Below are 26,971 nucleotides of genomic sequence, written 5' to 3'. Positions count from 1 at the left end.
CGACTGTTTGAGCTGATTTACCCAGATTGAGAGGCAAATTTAGTCTAAAGTTACTAATAAAATTCATGGGACATTTAAGCATTAATTAAGCATTAATAAAAATATTAAAAACAAATTCTTTAAACTGTGGCCAGGGGGTGGGATTCCAGAAAGGATGATGTTCTGAAAAGGGCGGTGACATCTTGGTCCGTTAAGGGGCGACTGAACAGGTAACCTTGACCATAGTCGCAATCCATGGATTTGAGCACTGCTAACTGTTCTAAACTTTCCACTCCTTCAGCAACAATTTTCAAGCCTAGACGATGGCCTAGTTCAATAATGGTTTGGAGAATGACTTGATTTTTTTCTTTGGCTAAAAGGTCATCTAAGAAAGATTTATCAATTTTTAACGTCTGGAGAGGTAAATCCTTGAGGTAGGAGAGGGAAGAATAGCCGACACCAAAATCGTCAATGGCAATTTGTATACCCATGTCGTTGAGTTGATTGAGGCGGTTAATGGTTTCCCCTGGTTCGTAGAGCATGAGACTTTCTGTGACTTCTAGGGTAATTTGTTGGCAATTTATTTTAGTCTGGTTAACAATATTTTTTATCTCGGTTACCAGATTTTGTTCCTGTAGCTGACGTAGGGATAAATTGACTGATAACTTGAAGGGAGGAATACCCTGGGAAAGCCAACGTTGATATTGAAGACAACTTTGTTGTAGCACCCAGTAGCCCATGGGGACAATTAATCCAGTTTGTTCAGCAATGGGAATAAATTCGGCGGGAGAGATCAAACCCAGACGGGGATGATGCCAACGGATGAGAGTTTCAACCCCCAATAAAGCTCCGGTTTTGAGGTCAACCTGGGGCTGGTAATGGAGATGAAAATTATTTTGCTCTAGGCAATGGGCCATTTCCCAGGCTAGGTTTTGAATTGGGTGATTAAATTGAGTAGAGTTGGTAGCAATATTAACATTAACCCCATGCAGAGGTAAGAAAATTTTACTGAAATTTGGAATACGAAAATTACGAAACCATTGCGATAAATTGTCCAGCATTACTTGCGGTGAGGAAACAAAATCTAGGGAGGAGTTAGGGAACCAATGGTAGATCTTATCACCATGGTAAAGCGGAGAATTCATAACATTTGTTTGTTCCAAAAAGAGTGAAATTATCGATTTTAAATAAATGCAATTCAGTTATCCTAGACAAATATCAAGCTTAGATGCCAAATTTGGAGGTAATCGGATTGTGATTATGTTTTCTTTACGCTCGTTAAATCCTAACGTAGTCCAGGGAAAAAATTCAATGATCATCACAGACTAATTCCTCCTTGGAGTGGGGTTTTGCTGTTGCAATTAACACTTTTGGGGATGGAAAGCTTGGGCAATGGGCATGCGCCAGCCACTGCCAAAGGCTCGATCTGTGACCTTCAGACCTGGGGCTGCCTGGCGACGTTTGAATTCTGATCTTTGCACCAGTTGGCAAATTTTTAGTACAGTTTCTCGTTCAAAACCAGCGTTGATAATTTCTTGGGGGGATTGGTGTTTTTCCAGCAATCTGCCGAGGATGCCATCCAAAATATCGTAGGGGGGGAGGCAGTCAGCGTCTACCTGCCCTGGTTTGAGTTCGGCGCTGGGGGGCTTGGTGAGGACGCTGGGGGGAATGATGGTTTGTTCCCGGTTGAGCCAACGGCACAGTTCAAATACTTGGGTTTTAGGCACGTCGCCGATCGCCGCTAGGCCGCCGTTCATATCCCCATAGAGGGTGCAGTAACCCACCGCTAGTTCGGATTTATTGCCAGTGCTGAGGAGTAAATGACCAAATTTGTTGGCGATCGCCATGAGGAGGTTGCCCCGGATGCGGGACTGGAGATTTTCTTCGGCAATGCCAAAGGGAGTGCCCTGGAAGAGAGGTTCTAGGGCTTGGTCATAGGTGGCCATAATCGGGCCAATGGCAATGGTTTGGGTGGCAATTCCCAAATTTTCTGCCAAGGCCAAGGCATCTTGCACAGAATGGTCGGAACTGTAGGGAGAAGGCATCAGAATTCCCAGGACATTTTCTTTTCCTAAAGCTTCCACTGCAATGGCCGCCACCAGGGAGGAATCAATGCCACCACTGAGACCTAGAATTGCTTTACTAAAGCCGCATTTATGCAGGTAATCTCCCACCCCTAGTACCAGAGCTTGCCACAATTCTTCGGTGCCAGCCATGGGTAGACTAGCCAATTTTTGCCCAATTAATTCCCCTTTATTGAAGTCGTAATTTAATAGGGCTAAATCCTTTTGAAATAATGGCGATCGCCCGATAATTTTGCCTTGATTGTTGACAGCAAAGCTGCCGCCATCAAAAATCAAATCGTCGTTGCCCCCTACTTGGTTAACATAAATTAAAGGAACATTAAATTTTTTGGCACTATGGCTAATTAAGGATTCTCGCAGGCGATGCTTGCTACAACTGTATGGAGAAGCGGACAGATTAACAACTAAATTCACCCCTTGGTCGATCAAATCCATGAGGGGATTAACTTGGTAAAACTTTTGCCCCCAAAAAGCTTCATCGTTCCATAGATCTTCACAAATAGTTACACCAATTTTGACATTTTTATAAATAAAATATTTACTCTTGGGGGCCGAGGCAAAATAACGATCTTCGTCAAATACATCGTAGGTGGGTAGGAGACATTTATGAAACCGCTGCTTTACCTGTCTTTCCTCAACTAATACGGCACTATTCCAAAGTTTTTTCTGCCCCTGACGTTCTGCCTCATGGTGCGGTGTAACAGTGCCAACCAAAACTGCCAGGGAAGGAGGTATTTTTTTCGTCAACCGTTGTAATTCCTCCTCCAATTGTTGAATAAAACTTGGATTAAGCAATAAATCCTTGGGGGGATAACCACATAGGGCTAATTCTGGAGTTAATAGTAGATCTGCTCCTCTTGCCTGGGCTTGTCGGGCTGCCGTGACAATTTTTTCAGCATTCTCGGCGATCGCCCCAATGGTGGGATTAAGTTGGGCAAGGGCAATGGTAAACATAGTCAGAGGGGTATTATGGTAATTGTTACTTTAATCCACCGATGTCAATTCAGACAAATATAAGGGCCTTATCTTTAAAAGGGGCAAAGGCCTGGGCATCAAAACGAAAAAGACTGGCGGGACGACCCACCCCTTTACTAATTTTTTGGCCCGTGTCTTTGAGGAAACCCAATTTTAGTAAGCGGGAGCGAAAATTAGAATAATCGGAAAAATCTTCCCCTAAAACCGTGGTGTACAGTTGAAATAAATCGTTTAACGTGAACAATTCTGGCAGTACGTCAAAGGCAATGGGGCTGTATTCCAACTTATTACGGAGCCGTTGATAACCATAATCAAGGATTTGGTTATGGTCAAAGGCCAATGGGGGAATGGCGGCCACATTATGCCAACTGACCTGACTCAGATTTTTGCTCATTAACTGGGCATCTTCGTAGCGGATTAGGGCAAAATAGCTGACGGATAGATACCTGACTCCATACTGATCCGGCGCTTCCCTGGGGTCTCGCCCGGGGTTACCAAATGTATATAGTTGTTCTAGATAAAGATTTTTGACGGCAATTTTTTCCGATAAAACCCGGTGGGCCGCCCCTTCTAGGGTTTCGCCCATTCTTACTAAAGTACCGGGAAAGCTCCAATAACTTTGATAGGGCTCATCTTCCCGTTTAACTAATAAGACCAGCAAACGATGCAGATGGGTATCGACGGAAAAAATAACATTATCCACACCCACTTTAAAGTCAGCTAAATAGTTTGGTCGAGGCTGGCCCATAGGATTTATTAATAATTTTTTTGACCTATATTTGTCGACGTTTACTGATTCAATTTCGGCTGACATTGGGGGCAAAAGTGGGCCGAACGGCCAGCTAATTTAAGTTTGGCGATCGCCGTACCACAATGGCGACAAGGTTCCCCTTCCCGACCATAGACCTGGGCTATACCACCGTAATTACCATTGATACCCGTCACCTGACGATAGTCACTGAAACTGGTGCCTCCCGCTGCAATGGCCGCCGCTAACGTGGCTTGGATTTGTTGATGCATCCTTTCACAGTCCTGCCGACTAACCTGATTACTGACCATGGTGGGATGCAAGCCGCAAAAAAATAGGACCTCATCGGCGTAAATATTGCCCAATCCTGCCACCAAACGTTGATCCAGCAGGGAATTTTTTAAAGGGCGGCGACTAGATTTCAGCTTTTCGTAGAGATATTCCGCCGTAAAATCTTCCCCAAAGGGTTCGGGACCCATTTGCCCCAGCCCCGTGATCACCTCTGCCCAAGGGCGATCACCTGGTAGGAGCCAAATTTTGCCAAAGGTGCGGGTATCGACAAAGCGTAGCTCCCGGCCGCCCTCGAACTGGAGCACCACCCTAGTGTGCCGTGGTCTCTGCTGACTCCGTTCCGCCCAGAGTAACTGTCCTGTCATGCGCAAATGGCACCCTAACCATGCCGTTGGCTCTGGGGTTTGATTTCTTCTGAGTTCCCCCAGCAAATACTTACCCCGCCGTTGCCAGCCCACCAAACGACAACCGGTAATTTGACTTTGAAAATTTTCAACAGAAACGGGGTAGGCAAGACTGCGATCAAGCAACACTTCCCCTCCCCCGATGGTCTGCTCCAGGGTCAAACGATTGAGCCCCCGGCATACTGTTTCCACTTCTGGTAGTTCTGGCACGGTTCAACGATGCAAATTTAGTCTATGGTCAAGACTATTTTGCCGCTGCTTGCACCAATTCCAATTCATTTTCGGCAAAGTTGTTGGTGTTTACCCCGGAAGCACTACCGCTGAAACCGTTGTAGTTCACCCGCTCGAAGCGCACAATCACCGGATAGAGAATGCCGCTTTTTTCCACACTAGCAACCGTGCCAACATCACCGTACCAGTAGGACTCAGTGCGTTTGATTCTAACTTTGTCACCACGATTTAAGGCCATGATTTAATTCCTTAGATAATTGCGATTTGTAAAAAACTATCCCGTTTGCTGGTGTCCCAAGGAAGCCCCAGGCAACAACCCAGCCCACTTAACGCCAAATTCTACCAGCTTTATTCTGCGTCCTCCCCCTTCCGTCGACTTTCCTAAAACAATTCTTTACATATCAATGCCCTGGGAGCCAGTTCCAGGGAGAAGATCTTGACCAAATCTCCCTTTCTGGAACAATGGATGGATAATGGAAGGACAATCGGTAGTGGTAAATAATTTTAAATTTTCTTTAAACTTGCCTTTCTACTTTGCAAAAACCAATAAAATTCCTTTGTACCGCAGTCCGGTATAGGGTTTGATCCGGTTGTTGCTGGATGACCTGTGGCGTGGCCAGGATTTTTAATTTCCCGATGGCCCAGTGGTCTGAAGGTTTTCCCAGGGAGAAACCCATGGTAGGTAAAAATGTATAGCTTGGGGACTATGGTCCCAATCCTCAGATCAAGAAATCATAAAAAAGTCAAAATGACCTACAATCACTTTTTCAAAATGTGACCTATGGCTAAAATTTTGGTGATCGAAGACCAGCTAGAAGTCAGGCAGAACATAGAAGATATCCTCACCTTAGAAGACTACGAAGTTATCTCTGCCCCCGATGGTGAGACCGGTCTGGCTTTGGCGAAGCAACATCTACCGGACTTAATTCTCTGTGATGTGATGATGCCCAGAGTAACGGGATTTGAGGTATTGATGACCCTGCGTCAGGATCAGGCGTTGGCAGTTATTCCCTTCATCCTATTGACAGCGAAGGCGGATCACCATGCATTTCGCCAGGGGATGGAATTAGGGGCGGATGACTATTTAACCAAACCCTTTACCATTGATGAACTACTCCATGCCATTACCACCCGTTTAGACCGCCATTATCAGCGCCAGGCCATGGTGGAAAGTCGTCTGGATAATTTACGCCAGCACGTTACCCGTTCCCTGCCCCATGAATTGTTGACCCCCCTGAACGGTATTTTAGGCACGTCCCAATTGCTGATCAATTTCTACGATTCCCTGTCCCACAATGAAGTGATGGAATCGTTGCATGACATCAAAACCTCGGGGGAAAGACTCTACCGTTTGGTGGAGAATTTTTTGTTAATGGCGGATTTAGACTTGTTATTGGCCAGCCCCGCCCGCTTGCAGGTGTGGCAATCTCGTTTGAGTCAATACACTGAACTCCCATCGAGCTTGGCCCCGATGTTGGAGAATTTGGGACAGAACCAGCCCCGCCGTCAGGATGTGGAAATGATGGTTATGCCCCAGCGTATCCAAGTGGCCGAACCAGATTTTCAGAAAATCATGCAAGAATTGATCGACAATGCTTTTAAGTTTTCTCTCCCCGGCAGCCCGGTAAGACTGGAAGCTGTGGCTAAAAATGGTATTTGTCAATTGACGATCCAAGATCAGGGCCGGGGCATGGCCAAAGAAGAATTAAATTCCATCGGTGCCCATGTCCAATTTCAGCGCTCCGAATTTGAGCAACAGGGTTCTGGGCTAGGGTTGACCTTAGCTCAAAGACTGACGGAACTCTACGGTGGCCAATTGGCGATCGCCAGTGTCCCCGGGGAAGGCACCACCATTACCATTCAGGGCTGGGAATCGACCCCCATTTAAAGCACTGATGAACTGGTGAATAGTATTGAAAGTGATATTTTCTAACATCTCCTGGCAGCGCCACAATCTGCCCCGCTTTAAATCCTAGGTAAGTTATTTTTAAAATATTGTCCCATTCTCCCTAGTTGATGGGAGCGTTGCCTGTTTGCCGATAGTTGTAATGTAATTCCCCATGGATAGCACTCCCCACCGTAAGTCTGACCATATCCGCATTGTCCTAGAAGAAGATGTCCTAGGCAAAGGGGTTTCCACCGGCTTTGAAAGATTGATGTTAGAACACTGTGCCTTGCCTGGGGTGGACTTGGACGGGGTGGATCTGGGGCTGACCCTCTGGGATAAATCCTTAACCTACCCTTGGTTGATCAGCAGTATGACCGGGGGAACTCCGGAGGCCAAGCAAATTAACCTATTTCTGGCAGAGGTGGCCCAAGCCTTGGGCATTGCCATGGGTTTAGGTTCCCAACGGGCCGCCATTGAAAATCCTGATTTAGCCGCCACCTATCAAGTCCGGTCTGTGGCGCCGGACATTTTACTTTTTGCCAATCTGGGATTAGTGCAATTAAATTATGGCTACGGTTTGGCAGAAGCCCAGCGGGCGGTGGCTATGATTGAAGCGGACGCTTTGATTTTGCATCTCAATCCCCTCCAGGAAGCAGTGCAACCCGATGGCGATCGCCGTTGGTCGGGGCTCTGGTCCAAGCTGGAAACATTGGTACGGAGTTTGGAAGTGCCGGTCATTGTCAAAGAAGTGGGCAATGGCATTAGCGGCCCAGTGGCCAAAAGATTGCAGGAATGTGGAGTCAAGGCGATCGATGTGGCCGGAGCCGGGGGCACCAGTTGGAGTGAAGTGGAAGCCCATCGACAAACCGATCGCCAAGCGAAGGAAGTGGCCCATAACTTTGCCGATTGGGGATTGCCCACAGCGCTGAGTTTGCAACAGGTGGTGCAGAACACTGAGCAGATCCCAATTTTTGCCAGCGGCGGTATTCGTTCCGGCATTGATGGGGCCAAGGCGATCGCCCTGGGGGCCACCCTGGTGGGCAGTGCCGCCCCGGTATTAGCGGAAGCCACAGTCAACGCCCAAAGGGTTTATGACCATTACCAAGCCCGCTTAAGGGAACTGCAAATCGCCGCCTTTTGTTGTGACGCGGCCAATCTGGCCCAACTAGCCCAGGTGCCCCTCTGGGACAAACAATCGGGACAAAGGTTAACTAAACCTTAAGGGACATTTTGCTCTGGTTGACGATACAGTGAAGGCTGGACTGCTTGATCTCAATATACCTGCGGAGTAGGGCATCAAGCCATAGTTTTCCTTCAATAATCCCCCCATGAAATGGCATAAAGAAAGCAAAGTATTATTACAAGGAGTACATCATCCCCTCGGTTTAACCTATCTAAAGCAGATGCGGAGTTGTGGTACCCAACTGGTGGCAGGGGTGAGTCCGGGCCATGGAGGGGAACTGATTGGGGACTTGCCGGTGTTTGATTTGGTGGATTTGGCCGTTAAAACTGTGGGCTCCGTAGACATTAGTTTAATTCTTAATCCCCCCTACCGAGTTTTAGATGCGGCCCTAGAGGCGATCGCCGCCGGTATTCGTCAACTGGTAATTGTGTCCACCGGAGTCCCTCCCCTGGATATGATCACCCTCCTGCGGGAAGCCCAAGCTACCCACACCCTGATCCTTGGTTCTGGTAGTCAAGGCATTATGGTGCCCCAACAGTTCTCCGTTGGCACCCTCGATCCCAATTGTTATCTGCCCGGGCCCATCGGCATTATTAGCCACTGCGATCGCCTCACCGACGACATTGCCCAAACCTTAACCGCGGCCGGCCTAGGGCAATCCATGGTAATCAGCCTGGGCACCGACGGCCTAAATGGCTCCAACTTTGAACAATGGCTCCAGGTACTAGAAGAAGACGAACAAACGGAAACTATTTTATTGCTGGGGCAACCCAACAGCAACGGGGAAATGCGGGCGGCAGACTATGTGGCCTCCGCCATCGAAAAACCAGTGGTAGCCTATCTAGCGGGGCGGGGTGCAAAAATCAAACGGCACTTTGGCGACTCCCTAACCATTGTGGCCAACCAACTGTCCCATAAACGTCCCCTCTTAACCAGCGTTGAGCAAACGGTACAAGCCTTTGAAAAAGCTAATATTCCGGTGGCGGAAGCCCCCTGGGAACTGTCCATTTTTTTACCCCTGGCCATGGAAAGTCGCCATTTGGGCAACGATTAGGGCAAAGATTATGGAGACAGCTTCTTCTTTCCCCCTAGTGGTCACTGTGGGGTTGGTTTCCACCCCAAGCTTTCAGCTATGCTTATTGGAGTAGCGGGAAGAATCTTGATAGACTGGCGGGAAGCTATGCCAATTTGTGTGATTGAGTTTGAGGAAAATTGTTGATGAAAGCCATGATTTTGGCCGCCGGCAAGGGCACTCGGGTTAGACCAATCACCCACACCATTCCCAAGCCGATGATCCCCATTCTGCAAAAACCAGTGATGGAATTTTTGCTGGAGTTATTGCGGCAACACGGTTTTGATCAAATCATGGTCAATGTGAGCCATCTGGCGGAGGAGATAGAGAGTTATTTTCGGGATGGCCAGAGGTTCGGTGTACAAATAGCCTATTCTTTTGAAGGAAATATTGTTGATGGCGACCTGGTGGGCAAGGCCCTCGGATCGGCGGGGGGATTAAAAAAAATTCAAGAGTTCAATCCCTTTTTTGACGATACTTTTGTGGTGCTTTGTGGTGATGCACTAATTGATTTAGACCTCACCACTGCGGTCAAGCTCCACCGGGAAAAGGGGGCGATCGCCACGATTGTTACCAAAACGGTGCCGAAGGAATTGGTATCTAGCTATGGGGTGGTGGTCACCGACGACCATGGCAAAATTTTAACTTTCCAAGAAAAGCCAGCGGTGGAAGAGGCCCTGAGCACAGAAATTAACACGGGCATTTATATTTTTGAGCCGGAAGTGATTGATTACATTCCTTCTGGTCAGGAATACGATCTGGGGGGAGATCTATTTCCCAAGCTGGTGGATAGCGGCCTGCCTTTTTATGCAGTGAATATGGACTTTGAGTGGGTGGACATTGGCAAAGTGCCGGACTATTGGCAGGCCATCCGGGGGGTACTTTCCCGGGAAATTAAAAATGTACAAATTCCCGGTATTGAAGTTAGACCAGGAGTTTATACCGGCATTAATGTGGCGGCTAACTGGGACAACATTGAAATTGAGGGCCCAGTGTATATCGGTGGCATGACCCGCATTGAAGATGGGGTAAAAATTATTGGCCCCTCCATGATTGGCCCCAGTTGCCTGATCTGTCGGGGGGCGGTGGTGGACAACAGCGTAATTTTTGAGTATTCCCGTTTAGGCCCCGGGGCTCGTTTAGTGGATAAGTTGGTCTTTGGTCGTTACTGCGTGGATAAAACCGGAGCGGCGATCGATGTGCAGGCAGCGGCTTTGGATTGGCTAATCACCGATGCCCGCCATGCGGCTGTGCAATACCGCCAAGAGTATCCGCCCCAAAGAGAAATTTCCAGACTTCTCCAGCCGGAATAGTAGGAGCAATGGACGGAGGAAATTGTTTTTCTTTTCCCCTGGTTCTAATTTTTGATTGAATGGGGGAAACTTGGACAGATAATCTAGTTAGGCAAGTCCAATTTTTGCAGAGATAGCTGGGCCGCCTGGGACACCTGGGGATGCTCGTCCCTAACCATGAAAGTCAGAGCAGAACGACTCTGGTCACAGGGTAAATTACCCAGGGCTTCCGCTAATCTTTGGCGAATTAACCAATCTTCGTGGGATGCAAACGCCAAAATTGCCTCCACTGCTTCCACAGCGCCAATTTCCCCCAGGGCAGCGATCGCCGCTTGTTGCACCACTACTTCGGCACTTTTCAACGCTTCTAGCAAGACAGTTTGGGCCCGAAGATCTTTTAAGTTGCCCAGGGCCACCGCCGCACTGAACCGCACCAACCACTCCGTATCTTCGTAAAAAGCTCGGCAGAGGGGATGGAAAGCCCGTTCGTCTTCTAGGTAACCCAGGGCCCCCGCCGCATCGGCCCGGATGCCATAATCCTCATCGGTTTCCAACAGCTTAACCAGAATGGGATAGCATTCCTCCGTTTGCTTAATACCCAGGGCAAACACCGCCATGGAACGCACCTGTAAAGTATCGTCATCCAAAACTTTTTTGATCAGAGGCACCGCTTCCTCGCTGGAATAGGGCCTAAGGGAAGCTAGGGCAATGAGCCGATCGCGGGAATTGGGGCTGTCGAGTTGGCTGGCAATTTGTTCGAGGGTCAGGGCTGTCATGGCTAGATTTCTGAGAATTTCTTCCATCATTGTAACAAAACTTTATAAAGTTATCTTGGTGTTCTCCCCCGGTGATCGGTCGGTAAACCCCCCACCGACAAATTTTCCCCAGGCAACATAATCCCGTAAACTTTCTTAATATAGTTCGTCCCCTGAGGACAGGAGGAAATTGCGGTGACCATTACCTTTGTTAAAGAGCAGAAAGATATTATCGTGGCCCAGGGTGCCAACCTACGGGAAAAAGCCCTGCAGAATGGCGTTGATATTTACACCCTCAAGGGAAAATTGATGAACTGTGGCGGCTACGGCCAATGTGGCACCTGCATAGTGGAAATCACAGCAGGCATAGAAAATCTTTCCCCTAAAACCGATTTTGAAAATAAGGTGTTACGCAAAAAGCCCGACAATTTCCGCCTCGCTTGCCAAACCTTGGTCAATGGGCCAGTGAGTGTGAACACCAAACCCAAGGGCTAGGGGCGATCGCCGGGGATTCAGGATCAGGATTTGATAAAGCCTTGTCGAGGGTAGCCATATCCCTTAATCGGGTTCCAAAATTACCCTCAAATCTAATTAATAACCGTCTCTTTCGAATCCCCAGGGTGGAGAGGGCCAGACTTCTGTTCTTCCCCTGCCCCGGCCGGGGAGGTATTTTGCTTGGCTAGTTCCCGTTCGAGGGTACTGAGTTCAGACTGGAAGCGAATTTGTATTTTGGGGCCCGAACTGGCTAGACGCAGAACCATGCCATCCTCTAGGACTAGTTCTTCCACGGTTTCCGCTTCCATATAGGTGCCATTGGCCCCCAAGTTGACGGCGACCCAGCCATTCCCTTCCGGTCGGAGTTCTAAATGGTGACGGGATACTACAGCACTGTAGAGTACAACATCGTTATCCGCCGCCCTACCCACACGGACGTTTCGTTCCGATTCAAAAGTCCAGCTTTGGACAGGAACGCTTTTACCCGGCAGGAGGAGGGTGAGGGTGATGGCGGACATTCAAGTTATGCGTGCATTTGATTAACTGTTTCCCATTGTACGGTCTGTCCTGCTTTTACACCCAGGCAATCTTGACGGGGATAATCGCCGGAGCATCCCATTAAGACCCCCTCAATGTAGACGGAGGAAGTCAAACTGGGGCCACAGCGCAGATTTAGCCAGCGCCATGTTTTGATAATATGGGAAGCCTAACTATCATGCCCAATTACTTCGGCATTGATAACAATTACCGACAAATTAACCCTAGAAAATTACCTGACTGCATTTAGCGAAGGGGAGGATTGACCGCGATGGACAATAAGCAAATGTTGATGATTCCGGGGCCAACTCCCGTACCAGAAAAAGTTTTGTTGGCCATGGCAAAACATCCCATTGGCCACCGCAGTGGTGACTTTAGCAAAATCATTGCTGAATTGACGGCAAACCTCAAATGGTTACACCAAACTCAAAATGATGTGTTGATGCTGACCACCAGCGGCACTGGTGCTATGGAAGCCGGCATAATTAACTTCCTCAGCCCTGGCGATCGAGTGTTGGTGGGCAACAACGGTAAATTTGGCGATCGTTGGGTCAAAGTAGCCAAAACCTTCGGTTTAGCGGTGGAAGAAGTTAAGGCTGAATGGGGCAAACCATTGGATCCCAATGCTTTTAAAACGCTGTTGGAAGCGGATACTGCCAAGACCATCAAAGCTTTGATCATTACCCATTCCGAAACCTCCACGGGAGTGCTGAATGACTTAGCCACCATCAATGCCGCTGCTAAGGTCCATGGTGGAACGTTGATGATTGTGGATGCGGTGACCAGTTTAGGGGCTACTCCAGTGGCGATCGATGAGCTGGGTCTGGACGTGGTGGCGTCCGGTTCCCAAAAGGGTTATATGATTCCCCCTGGGCTGGGATTTGTTTCTGTGAGCGCCAAAGCTTGGCAGGCTTATGAAACCGCCACTATTCCCCGTTTTTATCTGGATTTGAAAAAATATAAAAAATCCACCGATGAAGATAGCTCCCCCTTCACTCCCCCCATCAACCTAATGTATGGATTGCAGGCATCTCTGCAAATGATGAAAGCGGAGGGCCTGGAGGCTATTTTGGCTCGCCATCAACGGCACACCAATGCGACCCGGGCGGCAATGAAAGCACTCAATCTTCCCCTATTTGCCCCCGACAATGCGGCCAGTAATGCCATCACCGCCGTTGCTCCCCTGGGAGTGGAAGCAGAGAAAATTCGCAGTACCATGCGTAAAAAATTCGATATTGCCATGGCCGGTGGGCAGGATCACCTCAAAGGCAAAATCTTCCGCATTGGACACCTCGGTTTTGTCTGTGACCGGGATATCCTCAGTTGCATCGGCGCTTTGGAAGCTACTTTAATTGAACTGGGTTATGAGGGTGTGACTCCGGGAGCTGGAGTAGCCGCCGCCGCTGGGGTTTTGGCTAAGGGTTAATTACCCGACAAAGTCTTAAACCGGCAATATTAACAATGGCGATCGCCAAATAGCCAAATATCGCCCCAGGGGGGAGTTAAACCAGGGAATGGGCAGTTTCTGACCTTGGCTTTGACTCCCCTTTGCTTATGCTGGACATCGTTAGTTAACGGAGTTAACAGCTTTGACCCAGCCAGTTTGAAGCAGAACTGATAGGGTGAAAGAGTTGGACGTAGGGCTCAGATTTTTATGCAGTTATCCATTTGTTTACCGGAGACTCCCCTCACCGTAACCCCAGAGCAATTTCTGGCGATCGCCGTTGCTAACCCAGATTTACGCTTAGAGAGAACTGAAAACGGAGAATTAATTGTGAACCCACCAACGGGTAGTGAGTCCAGCCGTCGTAATCTGAGTATTACCGCACAGCTCTGGAATTGGGCTGAAAACCATTCTGAGTTAGGGGTGGCATTTGAGTCTTCCTGTGGTTTTCGTTTACCCAATGGTTCTACCCGTGCCCCTGACGCTTCTTGGGTCCGCCGGGAGCGTTGGGAGTCCTTGAGTCCAGCCGAGAAAGAAGGGCTTGCCCCCCTTTGTCCCGATTTTGTAGTCGAATTGCGCTCCAAAACTGATAGCCTGTCTACCTTGCAAGAAAAAATGCGGGAATATATGGAGAACGGTGCCCGTTTAGGCTGGTTAATCGATCCCCAGAACTGTCAAGTGGAGATTTATCGTTCCACAGGTAAAACAGTGGAAATTTTGGAACAGCCAGATACTTTGTCGGGAGAAGATATACTGCCTGATTTTCTTCTTTCCTTAAATCGCATCTGGCCCTAACTGCATTGCAGACCACTATTTCCAACTTAACCATTGCTTAATAGAGAGAACCGTGCTAAGCTTCCAACCCTATGCACTACGCCATCCCCAAAACCTACGCCGAACTAGATGCCCTACGCCGTTTCCCCGCTAACGAGGAATTGGTGGCAGTGGCGATCGCCGGGGTCATTAACTGGGCCCGGGCCAACGAGCAATCTTTGGATGACGTGGTTCAGGAAATTTTGGCGGAGGATGGTTTATTGGATTACGTCCAAAGGGACCGCCTCAGTGAGATGATTGTGCAGGCTTGGCAGGCGTTACCGCATTTGCCCAATCCTTTGCCCAGTGGAGCACCGTCTGTACCCGGGAACTGGTGGGAGCCTCGCAGTAAAGCCGTAGTAAAGGTTCCGTCCCACTAAAACGAATTAATAGCCAACCGCCACCGGCCATGCGGAATTTGTAGCCGTCCGTGGTCAATACGTCTGTTACCTTTTCCCCAGCGATTTCCGTTAGGGGGTTTTCATTTAGGGTTTGTACCAAAGCAGTGCGGACAGCCATGCTGGCCAAAGGTAAATCAATGCGGTCATATTCACTAACAAAGCCGACTTTTTCCTGGAGCCGACCATATTGCTCACTGATATCCTGCTGGGACTGCACCACCGTTTCCAAAACATACAGGGCCGATAACAGGGCATCCCGTTCGGGAATGTGACTCCCATAGCCAATGCCACCGGACTCTTCCCCACCAATCAACACTGGGCTAGTTAACATCCTGTCGGCTATGTACTTATAACCGATCGCCGTTTCTGTGATGGGAATGCCATAAAGCTCTGCCAACTTGGGAATGAGGTCGGAGCCACTAACGGTTTTAACGATTTCCCCCTGGAGGCCCTTTTGGGTAGCCAGATGGTAAATCAAAATGGGAATTAAACCCTGGGAACTGAGAAAATTGCCCTGGCCGTCCACTGCGGCAATGCGGTCCGCATCCCCATCAAAAATCAAACCCACCCGCAACTCTGGCCCGCTAGCTTCGGCCACCGTTTTCAGCGCTGCTAATAATTTAGGGACATATTTGGGCAAAGGTTCAGGAGAACCACCACCAAACAAGGGATCGTGATCGCCGTTGATTTCATCGATGGGGCAACCTAGCAAACGTTGCAAACCACTGGCTGCCGCCCCGTGCATCACATCGGCAAATACCCGGAGTTTTCCCTGTTGGATCGCAGTTTTAATTGGTTCCACATCCACTTTGGCTTGTAAGCCTTGGCAGTAACTGGGCCAGGGATCAAAATATTTTAAACTTCCCCCTTCCTCGGGTGGGGGTAAGGGATTTTTCAGTTGAGCTTCAATTTTTGCGGTAATTTCACCGCCGACGGAACCACCAAAAGCCCCTTTCACCTTCAATCCCAGGTAATTAGCGGGGTTATGGCTGGCAGTTAATACCAATGCACCTAGGGCATTTTCCTGGTGGGCGGCCCAACTAAAGGCCGGCGTGGGAGCATAACATTCGCTCAGCCAAACTTCAAAGCCCAGTTCTTGCAATGTTTGGGCCACCAGCAGGGCAAACTGTTCCGCCATAAAACGGCGATCGTAACCGACAATAATTCGATTTTCCCGACCATTGTCCCCAAATTCTTCTGCCAATACCTGAGCTGAGATTGCCGCCACCCGGGAGGCCCTTTCAAAGGTAAATTCCGCCGCAATTACCCCCCGCCAGCCGTCGGTGCCAAATTTAATCGGAGCAGGAGTATAAACCATGACAAACCTATTATTGTTGGAGCAATTACCCGTGGCTATTTTACCCTAAGCCTTGGCTTTCCCTTTCCCCTGGGGCAGGATTTTCTACAATGGGAGAGTCATCTACTATCGCCCCGCTGACCACCATTGAGCCGTACTTACCAAACCCTAGGCATTGTTGTTAAAGGTATGGCCTTTGGGGAATCCGATCGCCTAGTGACCATTTTTTCGCCGGAATATGGACTGATTCGAGCCATTGCGCCGGGGGCCAGAAAACCAAAATCCAGCCTGAGGGGCCGCACCGAGCTATTTGTGGTGAATCAGTTTCTGCTATTTGCGGGCAAAAGTTTGGATCGTATTAACCAGGCGGAAACCCAATACTCCTATCCCGGCCTGGGGCAAAATGTTTGTAATTTGGCGGCAGGGCAATATTTAATCGAACTAATCCTGGCCCTGGGGACAGAAGCCAGCGCCCAGGCATCTCTGTATGAACTGTTCACTGAACATTTACGCCGGTTGGAAACAGAAGCAACGGCGGAGGATATTTATGGCCATTTGGCCCAAGCGTTGTTCCATTGCCTGGGAGCGGAGGGCTTTGCACCCCAATTTCACCACTGTGCCATCACGACCCAAACCATTCGCCCTAATTTTTACGATCGCCAATGGCGGGTAGGTTTTATCCCGGAATTAGGGGGCATTGTTGACCTCAGCAGTCAAAAAGACATCGGCCCCGTTCCTCAAATGCGCCGGTTAACAGCAATGGAACTCAGTTTGTTGCAACAATTCAACCAACCCGTTTTGCCCGACCCCCAACAATATCTTCCGGCGATCGCCCGGAACAACTTCCGCCTCTGGGATTGGGTAAAAGCGGAAAACCTAATGCGCCATTATGCCCAACGTCAACTGGGAAAAAGCTTCCGGGCCGCTGTTTTGCTAGACAGTATGTGGGAGGTGGATTTTTAGCGTACCCCTCCCCATTAACGCCAAACTAATCGATATCAATGCTTTGGGGGCGATTATCCTGGGCTGTTTGATTAATGTCCGCCCCGGAAAAGTCCGTCACCCCTTGCTTTTGTAACCATTTTTTCAGGGGATCATCGGTCAATTTTAGCCGTAGCACACCAGACACAAACCCCCCAGCAAAGGCGATCGGTTGTTGACAAAGCTCACGGGTCACTGGCTTAAGTTCTTCAAGAAACATGGGCATTAGCTAATAAGGTTCAATGGGCGAAAAATTTTGAGACAGGCAATACCCGCCATTATACCTAATTAACCCAGGGCTGAGGTCGGGTAAATATAGCCAAAATCCTTGACCGACGGGGCTTTTACTAGATGCTCCCTTGACTTTTCCTTGTTAAATATCAATTCCAAAGTGCTTCTGAAACAAGGAAAAGCACTACCTGAGTCCAGTCGCTATCTTTCTTTTCTCGGATGAGAAATTAACTAGGCTTCACTGTATATACCCTCCTCTCTACATTGCTCCCCGATCTGAGGCTCAGTCAATTATCACAATTTATTAAGATGATGCAACATCTGATCTGATAAAGCTTTAGTATTTCGGCATACAATAATGTTGCTCAATCGCCCAAGACTCTTTCAGTCATCAATGATCATTTATGTACAAACGTAAAGATTTATTGATTTTGAGACTGGCTTCGTCCATTTTTCGATAAAAGCTGTACATTTGATAATGTACTTGTAATTTAAAATTACTTTGGTGAATTTTATGAGTGATGTTTCACCTATCGTAAAATCTTCTGTGCGGTATCTAGCACCTATCGCCGCAGCAGGTGCAGTTGCAGGATGGGGGGCAATTGCAGCGGCGGCTACTGCGGCAGCCCCCTATGTTGCCGTTGCTGTTGTGGTTGGTTATGCAATTACTAAAAAAGATGACAATTGATATATTTTATGATTGAACTTCTAACACAGCACATCCAAAATATTCATAGGGAATATCAGATTAATGGAGTAGATATTGCTTCAATTTCTTCTTATTTGAAGAATGACAATATCAACTCAATACCCCCTGAGTGCATAGATCTAGTCTTAGTTATCCCGGAAATGCTGATAGAATTAATTTCTCTAATGAGAGAGCCATCAACATCAGTCAAAACTAAGGCGATAGCTAGTGGGATTTACAGTTATGTATTCAATCCTATTGACTACATTCCTGATGATTCCCATTCTATTTTTGGGTTTCTTGATGATGCCTTAATTTTATATTATGGGCTTCAATTGATAGACAAAGAACCCGAAAATTCTATTGATCTTATTGGCTTCGATAAGATAAAGAATCTCGTTGCTATATCTGAAAGTATTTTATCTAATGCAATACTCGAAGACTTAAAAGATTTTCCCAATAAAGTTAGCACATCTATTCAAGTTAATTGATTGGTTTCTGAGAATACATAGCATGAAAACTCTATTTTCTGCGGCTTTACTTTTATTTGGTTTTGGATCTGGATTAGTTCAGGCCATGACAATTGATGGAGTTCCAGTCAGATTGTTGCAAAAAGGAGCAAATTATACCGTACATGTTTCTGATAGCAGTACCCCAACTTATTCGGGATATAATTACTTACTTTTTGTCTCACAAAATGGTAGTAAGCAAGGTAACTTCAAATCAACAGTTAGTGCAACATGTAGAAGTCATATGGTCTCTTTCTACGTTCTAGAGGGAGCTGATAATTACCAGACGGTCTATATCAATATGAAGGAACCTAAGACAATGCAAAATTCAATCAGGATGGTTAGTATTCTCTATAACTTCATTGAGCCATTCAAACGTGATTGGCTTAGTCGGGGTCAAAAATATTGCTAAATTCAGCATCGTTTATTAATGTTCCTACAAAATTATTTAACTGTTGACAATGAAAATAAATTTAACTGTCAGTGTGTCAGTCTTCATAGCAACTATAACTATAATTCCCTCCAACATGGCTTTTGCTCAAAGTATGCACTCAGACCAATCAAAAAAGGCAGAGCAAAATTCGGCCGCTGCTTTTAATGAAGCTAGTTACTACTACGTGAATACTTATTGTGGTGCAAGAAATTATAATAAAGCCCATTTTGATGCAGTTAAAGAAGCCAGGGCACAATATGACCAGCGTTTTAAACAGTATATGGCGCAAAATGGTGTTACCAATGCCAATGCTGTAAATAGTGCGTCACAGCAGATGTTTTTTAGGTATGGGCAAGTAATTACAGATAACATTAAAGAAACCTGTCCATCTGTGATGGTTGGCACTGGTAGATAAACATTTTTATTGTCTGAGTTAGTATTCTCCTTAGAAGGGATTATACACAAAATTTATGACGACTATTAATTCCCCCTTAGTGTAGAAGGAGTCTCTCTTTGAAATTATTTCAGACTTGAATTTAGTGGTAGAGCTCCTTTCAGTATCTAACCAAATCTGCCGGCTACGTAATCCCTGGTTTGGCTTTCCTGGGGACTAGAGAAAATATTCTGGGTGCTATCAAATTCCACCAACTGACCAATACGGCTCTCGTCAGTATTAAAAAAAGCCGTGTAATCCGATACCCTCAGAGCTTGTTGCATATTGTGGGTAACGATGGTGATGGTCACCTTTTCCCGCAGACTTTTAATCAGCTCCTCAATTTTGAGAGTGGAAATGGGATCGAGAGCGGAACAGGGTTCGTCCATTAGTAGTACTTTGGGATTAACTGCCAGGGCCCTGGCAATACATAGCCGTTGCTGTTGTCCTCCCGACAGACCCAAAGCGGACTTTTTCAAACTATCTTTGACCTCATCCCATAACACAGCCCTAGTGAGGGAGCGTTCCACAATTTCATCCAGTTCTCCCCGGCTAGCCCGGCAACAGAGCTTCACCCCATAGACAATGTTGTCGTAGATACTAGTGGGAAAAGGATTGGGCCGTTGAAAGACCATACCAACTTCCCGGCGTAGACTGTTGATATTGACCTTGGGATCGTAAATATTTTGCCCCAAAAACTCCACTGTCCCGGTTACTTTTACTCTGCCCTCCAGTTCGGCGATGCGGTTAAATGCTTTGAGTAAAGTTGATTTACCACAGCCAGAAGGCCCAATCATGGCGGTGACCCTACCAACGGGGATGGTCATGGTTACCCCCTCTAACACTTTTTTGGTACCGTAATAAAATCCCAAACCTTCAACCCTGATGGCGGGCTGTAAACCCTTTTCGATTGAGCTAGGCATTGAACCGGACAAATTAGTCATAGGTGGTAAACGGAGAAAACTGAAAAATTAACTATTGAGGGCACATTAAAAGCGCCGACGGATCAGCAAGCGGGAAAATAGGTTAATGATCAAAACCAGCATTAACAGTACAAGGGAAGCGGTCCAGGCAATGGCATTTTGCTCCTCAAAGGGAGAACTGGCGTAGTTATAAATCAGTACAGGAAGAGACGGGGTGGGGGCCATTAATCCCTCTTGCCAAAACTGACTAAATAGAGCGGTGAACATCAAAGGAGCCGTTTCCCCGGCGGCCCTAGCCACGGCCAATAGAACCCCGGTGGTAATGGCGGGAATGGCACAGGGAATGACCGTTTTGACTGTGGTTTCCCATTTACTGCCTCCCAGGGCGGCGGAGCCTAGACGGTATTGTATGGGCACCAACTTGAGGGCTTCTTCTGTGGTCAAGGCAATAATGGGAGTCATAATTACCCCCAAAGCGAGGCCGCCAGCATAGGCCGAAAATTGCTTGGTGGTAATAACCAGTACCCCATAGGCGAACACCCCCACAATTACCGAGGGTACACTGCTCAGGATCACGGTGACGAAACGTACCCCATTGGCGATCGCCGAACCGGCCGCAAACTCCGCTAAAAACACGCCAGTCATCACCCCTAGGGGAACACTAAAAAGAGCCCCTAAACCCACCATGGTCAGAGTACCCACAATGGCATTGGCAAAACCGTTGGGTTCCCCTTCTATCCCCACCGGAGCCGGCAGATGGATAAACACTTCCCAGGAAAGGGTGGGTAAACCACGCTGGATAATGGCGGCCAAAATTGCCAACAAAGGCAGAAGGGCTACAAGGGTTAGGGTAAAGGATAACCCCCCCATCACCCAGGCAAAACCATTACGGAACAAGGATAGGGGAGTAAGCAGACTACTGGGGGCTGCATTTTTCATTGCCTTACTGTCCCTCCCCTTGGCGACGAATAGTTGCCACCATTAATACCGCCAGACTGTTAATGCCCAGGGTAATAACAAACAGAATTAAAGCTAAATACATCAAAGCGCCGATGTGGAGCTCGTCCACTGCTTCGGCAAACTGATTAGCCAACACCGAGGGAATAGTGTACCCTGGTGCCAACAAGGAAGCAGAGATAATATTAGAGTTTCCAATCACCATTGTTACTGCCATGGTTTCTCCCAGGGCCCTACCCAGGGCCAAAATAGTGGCACCGACAATCCCCGAACTAGCAGAGGGCAAAATAACTAGGCAAATAGTTTCCCACCGAGTTGATCCCAGGGCCATGGACGCACTGCGGAGGCTGGGGGAAACAGAAAGTAAAATATCCCGACTAATAGAGGCGATGGTGGGAATAATCATCACCGCCAGCACCAATCCCGCCGCCAGCATGCTCGGACCAAAGGGCTCGGTGCCAAAGATTGGTAGCCAACCTAGGTAGTCAAACAATGCCACTTGTAACGGCATTAGCACAGGGATAAAGACAAAAATTCCCCACAGACCAATGATTACACTGGGAATAGAAGCAATCAGTTCCACCAGAAAAGCGATGGGAACCCGCACTGGGGCGGGCAGAAGATTTTCGCTGGTCATCACGGCCACCGCCAGCCCTAATGGTAAGGCGAACATCAGGGCAATGAGGGAACTCACCACCGAGCCGAAAATGTAGGGCAAGCCCCCAAATAGTTGCTCGCCGCTGTCCCACTGTTGACTGAGGATGAATTCCCAACCAAACTTGGCGATCGCCGGTTGGGCATCGGCAAAGACCACCCAGGCAATCCAAGTGAGAATCACCACCACTCCGAGGGAACAGAGACGGGTCAACTGTTTGAAGCCCCAGTCCAAGCCACTGTTAACGGCATTTCCCTGGGTAATGTTTACCCCTTGGGCCGGGGGAAATTCCGGACGAGGCGAAAAACCTTCCACCATAACTATTGCTTTAATTTTGAGTACGTTGGCTGACTATTTGATTTTGTCTACCGCGGCGATCGCCCGTTGGGCCACTGCTGGGGGAATTTTGGTGTATTCCAATTGGGTATTGTGGTTTTGCCCTGTGGTTAAAATCCAGCGCACCAGAGCTTTGATATCCTTGGCGACGGTGGCATTTTTGTTGTTTTGATACACCAACAACCAAGTCAAACCCACAATGGGATAACCGGAGGCGGGATCATTGATTTCCGCCACAAAGTTGGCGTCAAACTTAGCTCCACTGATGGCTTTATTGGCCTCTGCTAAGCTTGGTTCCACATACTGGCCAGCTTTATTTTGCACCTTAGCTGTTTGCAAATTTGGCCCTTCATTGCGACGGGCAAAGGTGTCCTGGACATAGCCGATCGCCCCGGGAGTTTGCTTAACCATGGCCGCCACCCCATCATTTTTCGGCCCCTTGAGCACCTGGAAGCCCCAGTTGGGATCTTGACTGGCCCCAATCTTGCTCCTAAAAGTACTATTTATGGCACTGAGATGGCTGGTAAAAATATCAGTGGTGCCACTACCATCGGCCCTTACCACCACTCGAATTGGCATATTGGGTAGCTTGGAATCGATCTGGTTCCAAGTTTTTAATTCCCCAGTAAAAATTTTACCCAGGGCTATCCTGGAAAGTTGGACTTTTTTACCCGGTAAATTGTAAACCACTGCCACAGATCCACCGGCGGTGGGAACCATTACCACTCCCCGTTTCATCTGTTGACGTTGGGCAGAGGTTGGTACCGCATCGGTAGCGCCAAAATCCACGGTTTCACCAATGAATTGACGGATACCAGCGCCACTACCAACGGAGTTGTAATTGACAGTGTTGCCGGTGGCTTTTTTATACTCTGCAAAATAGCGTTGATAGAGTGGTGCAGGAAAACTTGCCCCTGCCCCATTCAGAGTACCGGCGATGGCCTGACCAATGCCACCAAAACCAACGATGACGCTAACCACTGAGAAGGTGGCAACTTTTTGAAATGAACTAAGCATAGGAAATTACAATGGGAATATGGTGCAGTTGAAAAAGTCAGCCCTTCTTTGCTGATGGGGCTTCCATTGGTTTAGCTATCGACCGAAAAACGGCAAAAATCCATGGTTAAACCGGCCGTTTACCGTCAACAAGCCCAGAAAATTGTCTGGGGATTTCTAGCTAATAATATTAGTGGCATTTTGTTAATTTACAACCCCAAAAATATTTTTATTTTTAATACACAAACCCATTAAAAAGTCGATTAACTTTCGGTTAAATTTCACTCGCTTTAGCTAAAGTCACTAATTTATTAAGCTTGAATTAAGACCATATTAAGACCAGGTTAAAACAGGCAAAATCATTGTTTAAACACAACCAGTAGGCTTACCGTTTTTCCCGCAAGACACGATCCCGCTCTTGCGACATTTAATTTGTAGATTGGGGCTTTGGCAATGAAATTTAAATCCATCAGCAAAATGCTTACTCTCCCAGCCTAGAATACAAGTTGCGTATTCATGCACTAGCCCACGGTCAGAAGGAATTTAGGCTTATGATGAATGGACAACTGTAAAGAAACTTTAAGCAGTTGCAACGTTTTTACTTTCTCCCCAGCAAATTATTCCGTGAGTTCTTTCCAGACCCTGCGCCAACTATCCCCCTCCACCCAGAAGACCTTTGCCCTGTTGTTTGCCTCAGTGCTGATGTTTTGGCTCAGTCTCACTGCCCTCCTTCCTACCCTGCCCATGTATGCCCAGGATGTGGGGGCGACTAAGCAACAAGTGGGTTGGATTATGGGGAGTTTTGCCCTTGGCCTGTTGGGCTCTCGCCTGTGGATTGGCCAGTTGGTCGATCGCCGGGGGAGAAAAATTGCCATTGTTATTGGTGCATTAGTGGTGGCCCTGGCTCCCTTGGGCTACCTACTCACTGCCACGGTGGGGGCCTTGATGGCAATCCGGGCTTTCCACGGTATCTGCCTGGCCGCCTATACCACCGGCTATAACGCCCTAGTAGTGGACTTATCCCCGCCCCAGCAACGGGGGGAAATTATTGGCTATATGAGTTTGGCGGTGCCCATTGGCATGGGATTTGGACCGGCCATGGGAGCTTACATTTCCCAAACCATCGGCTACGAAGTCCTATTCATCATTTCTTCCCTGTTGGGCTTTATTTCCTTGGCCTTGGCCTTGCAGGTGCGGGAAAAGCGTTCCCCAGACCAGTCATCAGCAGAGGATGTTTTCGGCGATCGCCCCCGGCCCCGTTCCATCGTCAAACTACTCACCAGTCGATCCATGGCCGTGCCCACCCTGGTATTACTGCTGATTGGTCTTTTGTTTGGCAACTTAGCTACCTTTTTGCCCCTCTTTGTGCGGGAAATTGACCTAGCCTCCTATGCCGGAATTTTTTACAGTGTGGCGGCGATCGCCAGCTTTTTGCCCCGCCTCTTCCTTGGTCCCTTAGCGGACACCTATGGCCGGGGACTATTCATTGCCGGTAGCTTGATCTGCTATTTATTATCCATGGTATGCCTTGCTCAGGCTGATAACTCTTGGGAATTATTGACCGCCGCCGCCCTAGAAGGAGCTGGCAGTGGCATTTTACTACCCACCACCATTGCCTTGATTTCCGATCGCTCTTCCTTGGAGGAAAGGGGCCGGGTTTTCTCCGTTTGCATGAGTGGCTTTGACGGGGGCATTGCCATTGCCGCCCCAATTATGGGAGTGCTGAACGAGATATTTGGTTACCGCCATGTATTTTGGCTCAGCGGTGGATTGGCCCTAGCCGCCATCATGGTTTTTGGCATCTTTTCCAACCCCACCATCGGCCGTTCTCTCAAGTTTTGCATTGGCCGCAGTCGAGACCTCTACGCCACTCCCCAATAGACCCGCTGGGCCTGGGTAATTCCTGTCAACGGCGGAAAATCTTGTTAAGCTAGGAGAAGACTTAGGCGATCATTCCTAGATTTTTCCTGCCCAGCTCCATGCTGAAAAAACTTTTCTACCATGGCGCTCAGCGGGGTCGCCATCGAACAATTGGGGAAAATTTCAGTGCTGCATCTTATCTATATTCTGGCCTTCACGGTGATTGCCTTCCTTGCTGTTAGCAACCTAATTCGGAGCTTAATTTCCGTCAGCATGGGTAGCCAGCGCACCCCGCCCAACAGTTTTTCCCGTCGTTTTGGCCAAAGCAGTCACCCAGAATTGTTTGACAATCAGGGTATGCCCATCAGCGAACCCCTATTGGTAATGCGCTCCGTTAATGTGGACGATGCCAGGGAAAAGTTAAACGCCATTTTTGATGCGTCCCCCAGCGTTACCGTCCAGGAAGGGGAAGACGAGAAGTAATCAGTAGTCCCATCGAGCATCAGTAGAAATTGGTTTTTCCCTGGGCAAAATGACTATAACCGTGGCTAGGCGATAGCTTTAGGAAGGGCTGGGTCTTGTTCCGTATGAAATGAGAATGGTTAAAGGTACACTGTACCCTGAACCCTGTGGCCTTGACGGTCTGAAACCATCGCATTATGGATTTAAAAGCTTTAATTCGGGATATACCAGACTTCCCCAAGCCAGGCATTATGTTCCGGGATATTACTACCCTGCTCAATAGCCCGGAGGGACTGCGCTACACCATTGACGCCTTGGTGGAAGAATGTCAATCCCGGGAACTGGTACCGGATCATGTCGTGGGCATGGAATCCAGGGGGTTCTTATTTGGCATGCCCCTTGCCTATCAAATGAATGCCGGTTTTATCCCTGTACGGAAGCCAGGCAAATTACCAGCTCCAGTCCACCGGGTAGAGTATGAGTTGGAATACGGGAAAGATTCTCTGGAAATTCACCAGGATGCAGTGGATCCCCACCACCGGGTCTTGATTGTGGACGACTTAATTGCCACGGGGGGAACCGCCAAGGCCACTGCGGAATTGCTGAGTCAGCTTGGCTGTGAGGTATTGGGCTTTGCTTTTATCATTGAGCTTGTGGCCCTGAATGGTCGTCAATATTTGCCTGATTTACCAATTATTTCCCTGGTGGAATATTAAGGGTTGCAATGGTATTCAAGCTGGTCTAAGAAAGCGTTTGAAAAGTTGCATTGTCGGTAAAGAATCACCCTTAAACTCAAAAAGGGGGAGTTTTGACCATTTACCCCCTCCCAAGGTGAGACAGGTAGAATTAGTGAGCATTTTTAGACTTTTCAAACACACTATCAAAAGGGAATGTCAGGATTGTTATTGTTGTCATCGTCGATCGCCCTAGTGCCACCACCACCAGTGGTATCGGGTAGACCTTGGCGGGAGGGCCGGGGAAATTGAATGTTATTGTTGTGGGGACCACTGGGGGGTTTATCCCAGTTAGGTAAATTCATGGGCTGGGGCACCAGGTCTGGTGCAATGGGGTCTTCGTAGCGCAAAAAGTATCGGGCAGGAAACTGATAAATTTCCCCCGTGGCACAGGTTTTCTCTCGCAATACAGCCACCGCTTCCGCCATGCCCGCCATATTGAGACTCTCAATGATTACTTCGGTACCGGACGCCTCGGCCTTTGGAGCCGCTTGATGCCCTTTAATCGTTAGCTGCTCAGCTTGGAGTAATTCCGCAAAAATTTCCCCGGTGATGGCCACTCCAAAGGTGGATTTTTCCCCCACGGCCAAAGATAAGGTTGGCTTTGCTTCACCATAACTAACCTCTAGTTCAATTCGCTCAAATTCCCCAGGAATAAATAAAATTAGTTGGTCTTTGGTTAACTGATGGGAATAGTTTTGGTATAGGCCCAGGCAACTAACGGTGTTATTGGCTGAGTCAACCAAAGGCTTAACAATCCAGTTGACCTCCGCCCCCACTGCCCCCCCCTGTCCTAACACCACAGTAGCGGCTAAAAAAGCACCAATATCACGGATATTCATGGTTACGAGCCTCTAACAATTACAAACCCCAGGGAACGCTTC

Annotated in this window: 31 protein-coding genes; 16 read left to right on the top strand and 15 right to left on the bottom strand. The window is 48.1% G+C overall.

Features of this window, described 5'->3' with window-relative positions:
• Positions 1–119: 119 nt before the first annotated feature.
• The 6 genes from IQE94_RS16910 to IQE94_RS16885 form a co-directional block, all read right to left on the bottom strand.
• The gene (locus IQE94_RS16910; RefSeq protein ID WP_212719662.1) at positions 120–1,124 is read right to left on the bottom strand and encodes a bifunctional diguanylate cyclase/phosphodiesterase; all 1,005 of its coding nucleotides are present in this window, start codon (positions 1,122–1,124) and stop codon (positions 120–122) included.
• 216 nt (positions 1,125–1,340) lie between these two features.
• Positions 1,341–3,017, bottom strand: coding sequence for an NAD+ synthase (locus IQE94_RS16905; RefSeq protein WP_223342373.1), 1,677 nt, complete (start codon positions 3,015–3,017; stop codon positions 1,341–1,343).
• Positions 3,018–3,066: 49 nt separating this feature from the next.
• On the bottom strand, positions 3,067–3,852 hold the full coding sequence (locus tag IQE94_RS16900; protein WP_223342372.1) for an NUDIX domain-containing protein: 786 nt from the start codon (positions 3,850–3,852) through the stop codon (positions 3,067–3,069).
• Complete coding sequence (locus IQE94_RS16895) at positions 3,828–4,691, bottom strand: DNA-formamidopyrimidine glycosylase (protein ID WP_212719670.1); 864 nt, start codon at positions 4,689–4,691, stop codon at positions 3,828–3,830. The genes IQE94_RS16900 and IQE94_RS16895 overlap by 25 nt, the downstream gene beginning before the upstream one ends.
• Positions 4,692–4,725: 34 nt before the next feature.
• Positions 4,726–4,950, bottom strand: a complete 225-nt coding sequence (locus tag IQE94_RS16890; protein WP_190597961.1) for a photosystem I reaction center subunit IV — start codon at positions 4,948–4,950, stop codon at positions 4,726–4,728.
• A 277-nt stretch (positions 4,951–5,227) separates the two neighbouring features.
• The gene (locus tag IQE94_RS16885) at positions 5,228–5,389 is read right to left on the bottom strand and encodes a hypothetical protein (RefSeq protein ID WP_223342371.1); all 162 of its coding nucleotides are present in this window, start codon (positions 5,387–5,389) and stop codon (positions 5,228–5,230) included.
• Positions 5,390–5,493: 104 nt separating this feature from the next.
• Here IQE94_RS16885 and IQE94_RS16880 point away from each other — a divergent pair, with 104 nt between their 5' ends.
• From IQE94_RS16880 to IQE94_RS16865, 4 genes are all read left to right on the top strand, one after another.
• Positions 5,494–6,600 carry a hybrid sensor histidine kinase/response regulator gene (locus IQE94_RS16880; protein WP_223342370.1) on the top strand — a complete coding sequence of 369 codons (1,107 nt, stop codon included), beginning with the start codon at positions 5,494–5,496 and terminating at the stop codon, positions 6,598–6,600.
• Positions 6,601–6,772: 172 nt separating this feature from the next.
• Positions 6,773–7,822 (top strand): type 2 isopentenyl-diphosphate Delta-isomerase, encoded by a 1,050-nt coding sequence (gene fni / locus IQE94_RS16875; protein ID WP_194015249.1) that lies wholly within the window; start codon positions 6,773–6,775, stop codon positions 7,820–7,822.
• Positions 7,823–7,928: 106 nt separating this feature from the next.
• Positions 7,929–8,837, top strand: coding sequence for a CoA-binding protein (locus tag IQE94_RS16870; RefSeq protein WP_223342369.1), 909 nt, complete (start codon positions 7,929–7,931; stop codon positions 8,835–8,837).
• 164 nt (positions 8,838–9,001) lie between these two features.
• The gene (locus IQE94_RS16865; RefSeq protein ID WP_212719701.1) at positions 9,002–10,168 is read left to right on the top strand and encodes a sugar phosphate nucleotidyltransferase; all 1,167 of its coding nucleotides are present in this window, start codon (positions 9,002–9,004) and stop codon (positions 10,166–10,168) included.
• A gap of 83 nt (positions 10,169–10,251) precedes the next feature.
• On the opposite strand, the gene IQE94_RS16860 is transcribed toward IQE94_RS16865, so the two are convergent.
• A complete protein-coding gene (locus IQE94_RS16860) occupies positions 10,252–10,953 on the bottom strand; it encodes a HEAT repeat domain-containing protein (protein ID WP_223342368.1) in 702 nt (233 codons plus the stop codon).
• Between the two features lie 144 nt (positions 10,954–11,097).
• Between IQE94_RS16860 and IQE94_RS16855 the strand changes: the two genes are divergently transcribed.
• Positions 11,098–11,397 carry a 2Fe-2S iron-sulfur cluster-binding protein gene (locus IQE94_RS16855; protein ID WP_212719705.1) on the top strand — a complete coding sequence of 100 codons (300 nt, stop codon included), beginning with the start codon at positions 11,098–11,100 and terminating at the stop codon, positions 11,395–11,397.
• Between the two features lie 92 nt (positions 11,398–11,489).
• On the opposite strand, the gene IQE94_RS16850 is transcribed toward IQE94_RS16855, so the two are convergent.
• Entirely contained in the window at positions 11,490–11,915 is a 426-nt protein-coding gene (locus tag IQE94_RS16850) for an FHA domain-containing protein (protein ID WP_212719707.1), read from the bottom strand.
• Between the two features lie 290 nt (positions 11,916–12,205).
• Between IQE94_RS16850 and IQE94_RS16845 the strand changes: the two genes are divergently transcribed.
• Complete coding sequence (locus tag IQE94_RS16845) at positions 12,206–13,360, top strand: alanine--glyoxylate aminotransferase family protein (protein WP_223342367.1); 1,155 nt, start codon at positions 12,206–12,208, stop codon at positions 13,358–13,360.
• Between the two features lie 228 nt (positions 13,361–13,588).
• Positions 13,589–14,173 carry a Uma2 family endonuclease gene (locus tag IQE94_RS16840; RefSeq protein ID WP_223342366.1) on the top strand — a complete coding sequence of 195 codons (585 nt, stop codon included), beginning with the start codon at positions 13,589–13,591 and terminating at the stop codon, positions 14,171–14,173.
• Between the two features lie 264 nt (positions 14,174–14,437).
• On the opposite strand, the gene IQE94_RS16835 is transcribed toward IQE94_RS16840, so the two are convergent.
• Positions 14,438–15,910, bottom strand: coding sequence for a phosphoglucomutase/phosphomannomutase family protein (locus IQE94_RS16835; RefSeq protein ID WP_223342365.1), 1,473 nt, complete (start codon positions 15,908–15,910; stop codon positions 14,438–14,440).
• A gap of 126 nt (positions 15,911–16,036) precedes the next feature.
• On the opposite strand from IQE94_RS16835, the gene recO reads away from it, so the two are divergent.
• The gene (gene recO, locus IQE94_RS16830) at positions 16,037–16,852 is read left to right on the top strand and encodes a DNA repair protein RecO (protein WP_223342364.1); all 816 of its coding nucleotides are present in this window, start codon (positions 16,037–16,039) and stop codon (positions 16,850–16,852) included.
• A 25-nt stretch (positions 16,853–16,877) separates the two neighbouring features.
• On the opposite strand, the gene IQE94_RS16825 is transcribed toward recO, so the two are convergent.
• A complete protein-coding gene (locus IQE94_RS16825) occupies positions 16,878–17,090 on the bottom strand; it encodes a hypothetical protein (RefSeq protein ID WP_010873299.1) in 213 nt (70 codons plus the stop codon).
• A 525-nt stretch (positions 17,091–17,615) separates the two neighbouring features.
• Here IQE94_RS16825 and IQE94_RS16820 point away from each other — a divergent pair.
• From IQE94_RS16820 to IQE94_RS16805, 4 genes are all read left to right on the top strand, one after another.
• Entirely contained in the window at positions 17,616–17,789 is a 174-nt protein-coding gene (locus IQE94_RS16820) for a hypothetical protein (RefSeq protein WP_223342363.1), read from the top strand.
• Between the two features lie 8 nt (positions 17,790–17,797).
• Positions 17,798–18,280 (top strand): YkvA family protein, encoded by a 483-nt coding sequence (locus IQE94_RS16815; RefSeq protein WP_223342362.1) that lies wholly within the window; start codon positions 17,798–17,800, stop codon positions 18,278–18,280.
• A 22-nt stretch (positions 18,281–18,302) separates the two neighbouring features.
• The gene (locus tag IQE94_RS16810) at positions 18,303–18,710 is read left to right on the top strand and encodes a hypothetical protein (RefSeq protein WP_223342361.1); all 408 of its coding nucleotides are present in this window, start codon (positions 18,303–18,305) and stop codon (positions 18,708–18,710) included.
• Positions 18,711–18,825: 115 nt separating this feature from the next.
• On the top strand, positions 18,826–19,146 hold the full coding sequence (locus IQE94_RS16805; RefSeq protein ID WP_223342360.1) for a hypothetical protein: 321 nt from the start codon (positions 18,826–18,828) through the stop codon (positions 19,144–19,146).
• Positions 19,147–19,292: 146 nt separating this feature from the next.
• Here the strand turns inward: IQE94_RS16805 and pstB are convergent, their stop codons facing one another.
• Genes pstB through pstS form a run of 4 tightly spaced genes read right to left on the bottom strand, consistent with a single transcriptional unit; the run spans position 19,293 to position 23,052 of the window.
• Complete coding sequence (gene pstB, locus IQE94_RS16800) at positions 19,293–20,108, bottom strand: phosphate ABC transporter ATP-binding protein PstB (RefSeq protein WP_223342359.1); 816 nt, start codon at positions 20,106–20,108, stop codon at positions 19,293–19,295.
• Positions 20,109–20,153: 45 nt separating this feature from the next.
• Positions 20,154–21,026 (bottom strand): phosphate ABC transporter permease PstA, encoded by an 873-nt coding sequence (pstA, locus tag IQE94_RS16795; protein WP_212719724.1) that lies wholly within the window; start codon positions 21,024–21,026, stop codon positions 20,154–20,156.
• A gap of 4 nt (positions 21,027–21,030) precedes the next feature.
• Positions 21,031–22,017 carry a phosphate ABC transporter permease subunit PstC gene (gene pstC, locus IQE94_RS16790; protein WP_212719726.1) on the bottom strand — a complete coding sequence of 329 codons (987 nt, stop codon included), beginning with the start codon at positions 22,015–22,017 and terminating at the stop codon, positions 21,031–21,033.
• Between the two features lie 33 nt (positions 22,018–22,050).
• Entirely contained in the window at positions 22,051–23,052 is a 1,002-nt protein-coding gene (gene pstS / locus IQE94_RS16785; RefSeq protein WP_212719728.1) for a phosphate ABC transporter substrate-binding protein PstS, read from the bottom strand.
• A 102-nt stretch (positions 23,053–23,154) separates the two neighbouring features.
• On the opposite strand from pstS, the gene IQE94_RS18735 reads away from it, so the two are divergent.
• From IQE94_RS18735 to IQE94_RS16770, 4 genes are all read left to right on the top strand, one after another.
• A complete protein-coding gene (locus IQE94_RS18735) occupies positions 23,155–23,286 on the top strand; it encodes a hypothetical protein (protein ID WP_255611328.1) in 132 nt (43 codons plus the stop codon).
• Between the two features lie 369 nt (positions 23,287–23,655).
• Positions 23,656–24,912, top strand: coding sequence for an MFS transporter (locus IQE94_RS16780; protein ID WP_212719730.1), 1,257 nt, complete (start codon positions 23,656–23,658; stop codon positions 24,910–24,912).
• A gap of 120 nt (positions 24,913–25,032) precedes the next feature.
• On the top strand, positions 25,033–25,374 hold the full coding sequence (locus IQE94_RS16775) for a DUF2973 domain-containing protein (protein ID WP_212719732.1): 342 nt from the start codon (positions 25,033–25,035) through the stop codon (positions 25,372–25,374).
• Positions 25,375–25,550: 176 nt separating this feature from the next.
• Positions 25,551–26,069 carry an adenine phosphoribosyltransferase gene (locus IQE94_RS16770; protein WP_212719734.1) on the top strand — a complete coding sequence of 173 codons (519 nt, stop codon included), beginning with the start codon at positions 25,551–25,553 and terminating at the stop codon, positions 26,067–26,069.
• 164 nt (positions 26,070–26,233) lie between these two features.
• On the opposite strand, the gene IQE94_RS16765 is transcribed toward IQE94_RS16770, so the two are convergent.
• Positions 26,234–26,929 (bottom strand): hypothetical protein, encoded by a 696-nt coding sequence (locus tag IQE94_RS16765; protein WP_212719736.1) that lies wholly within the window; start codon positions 26,927–26,929, stop codon positions 26,234–26,236.
• Between the last annotated feature and the right edge of the window lie 42 nt (positions 26,930–26,971).

Source organism: Synechocystis sp. PCC 7339 (assembly GCF_019924095.1).
Classification (GTDB): Bacteria; Cyanobacteriota; Cyanobacteriia; order Cyanobacteriales; family Microcystaceae; genus Synechocystis.
The sequence above is the reverse complement of the archived record's forward strand: the minus strand, read 5'-3'. Positions and strand labels throughout refer to the sequence as shown.

Bases quoted from the DNA above. Each gene is read 5' to 3' on its own strand.
- IQE94_RS16910 (WP_212719662.1), bottom strand. From the start codon at position 1,124: ATGAATTCTCCGCTTTACCATGGTGATAAGATCTACCATTGGTTCCCT.
- IQE94_RS16905 (WP_223342373.1), bottom strand. From the start codon at position 3,017: ATGTTTACCATTGCCCTTGCCCAACTTAATCCCACCATTGGGGCGATC.
- IQE94_RS16900 (WP_223342372.1), bottom strand. From the start codon at position 3,852: ATGTCAGCCGAAATTGAATCAGTAAACGTCGACAAATATAGGTCAAAA.
- IQE94_RS16890 (WP_190597961.1), bottom strand. From the start codon at position 4,950: ATGGCCTTAAATCGTGGTGACAAAGTTAGAATCAAACGCACTGAGTCC.
- IQE94_RS16885 (WP_223342371.1), bottom strand. From the start codon at position 5,389: ATGGGTTTCTCCCTGGGAAAACCTTCAGACCACTGGGCCATCGGGAAA.
- IQE94_RS16880 (WP_223342370.1), top strand. From the start codon at position 5,494: ATGGCTAAAATTTTGGTGATCGAAGACCAGCTAGAAGTCAGGCAGAAC.
- fni (WP_194015249.1), top strand. From the start codon at position 6,773: ATGGATAGCACTCCCCACCGTAAGTCTGACCATATCCGCATTGTCCTA.
- IQE94_RS16870 (WP_223342369.1), top strand. From the start codon at position 7,929: ATGAAATGGCATAAAGAAAGCAAAGTATTATTACAAGGAGTACATCAT.
- IQE94_RS16865 (WP_212719701.1), top strand. From the start codon at position 9,002: ATGAAAGCCATGATTTTGGCCGCCGGCAAGGGCACTCGGGTTAGACCA.
- IQE94_RS16860 (WP_223342368.1), bottom strand. From the start codon at position 10,953: ATGATGGAAGAAATTCTCAGAAATCTAGCCATGACAGCCCTGACCCTC.
- IQE94_RS16850 (WP_212719707.1), bottom strand. From the start codon at position 11,915: ATGTCCGCCATCACCCTCACCCTCCTCCTGCCGGGTAAAAGCGTTCCT.
- IQE94_RS16845 (WP_223342367.1), top strand. From the start codon at position 12,206: ATGGACAATAAGCAAATGTTGATGATTCCGGGGCCAACTCCCGTACCA.
- IQE94_RS16840 (WP_223342366.1), top strand. From the start codon at position 13,589: ATGCAGTTATCCATTTGTTTACCGGAGACTCCCCTCACCGTAACCCCA.
- IQE94_RS16835 (WP_223342365.1), bottom strand. From the start codon at position 15,910: ATGGTTTATACTCCTGCTCCGATTAAATTTGGCACCGACGGCTGGCGG.
- IQE94_RS16825 (WP_010873299.1), bottom strand. From the start codon at position 17,090: ATGTTTCTTGAAGAACTTAAGCCAGTGACCCGTGAGCTTTGTCAACAA.
- IQE94_RS16820 (WP_223342363.1), top strand. From the start codon at position 17,616: ATGAGTGATGTTTCACCTATCGTAAAATCTTCTGTGCGGTATCTAGCA.
- IQE94_RS16815 (WP_223342362.1), top strand. From the start codon at position 17,798: ATGATTGAACTTCTAACACAGCACATCCAAAATATTCATAGGGAATAT.
- IQE94_RS16810 (WP_223342361.1), top strand. From the start codon at position 18,303: ATGAAAACTCTATTTTCTGCGGCTTTACTTTTATTTGGTTTTGGATCT.
- IQE94_RS16805 (WP_223342360.1), top strand. From the start codon at position 18,826: ATGGCTTTTGCTCAAAGTATGCACTCAGACCAATCAAAAAAGGCAGAG.
- pstB (WP_223342359.1), bottom strand. From the start codon at position 20,108: ATGACTAATTTGTCCGGTTCAATGCCTAGCTCAATCGAAAAGGGTTTA.
- pstA (WP_212719724.1), bottom strand. From the start codon at position 21,026: ATGAAAAATGCAGCCCCCAGTAGTCTGCTTACTCCCCTATCCTTGTTC.
- pstC (WP_212719726.1), bottom strand. From the start codon at position 22,017: ATGGTGGAAGGTTTTTCGCCTCGTCCGGAATTTCCCCCGGCCCAAGGG.
- pstS (WP_212719728.1), bottom strand. From the start codon at position 23,052: ATGCTTAGTTCATTTCAAAAAGTTGCCACCTTCTCAGTGGTTAGCGTC.
- IQE94_RS18735 (WP_255611328.1), top strand. From the start codon at position 23,155: ATGGTTAAACCGGCCGTTTACCGTCAACAAGCCCAGAAAATTGTCTGG.
- IQE94_RS16775 (WP_212719732.1), top strand. From the start codon at position 25,033: ATGGCGCTCAGCGGGGTCGCCATCGAACAATTGGGGAAAATTTCAGTG.
- IQE94_RS16770 (WP_212719734.1), top strand. From the start codon at position 25,551: ATGGATTTAAAAGCTTTAATTCGGGATATACCAGACTTCCCCAAGCCA.
- IQE94_RS16765 (WP_212719736.1), bottom strand. From the start codon at position 26,929: ATGAATATCCGTGATATTGGTGCTTTTTTAGCCGCTACTGTGGTGTTA.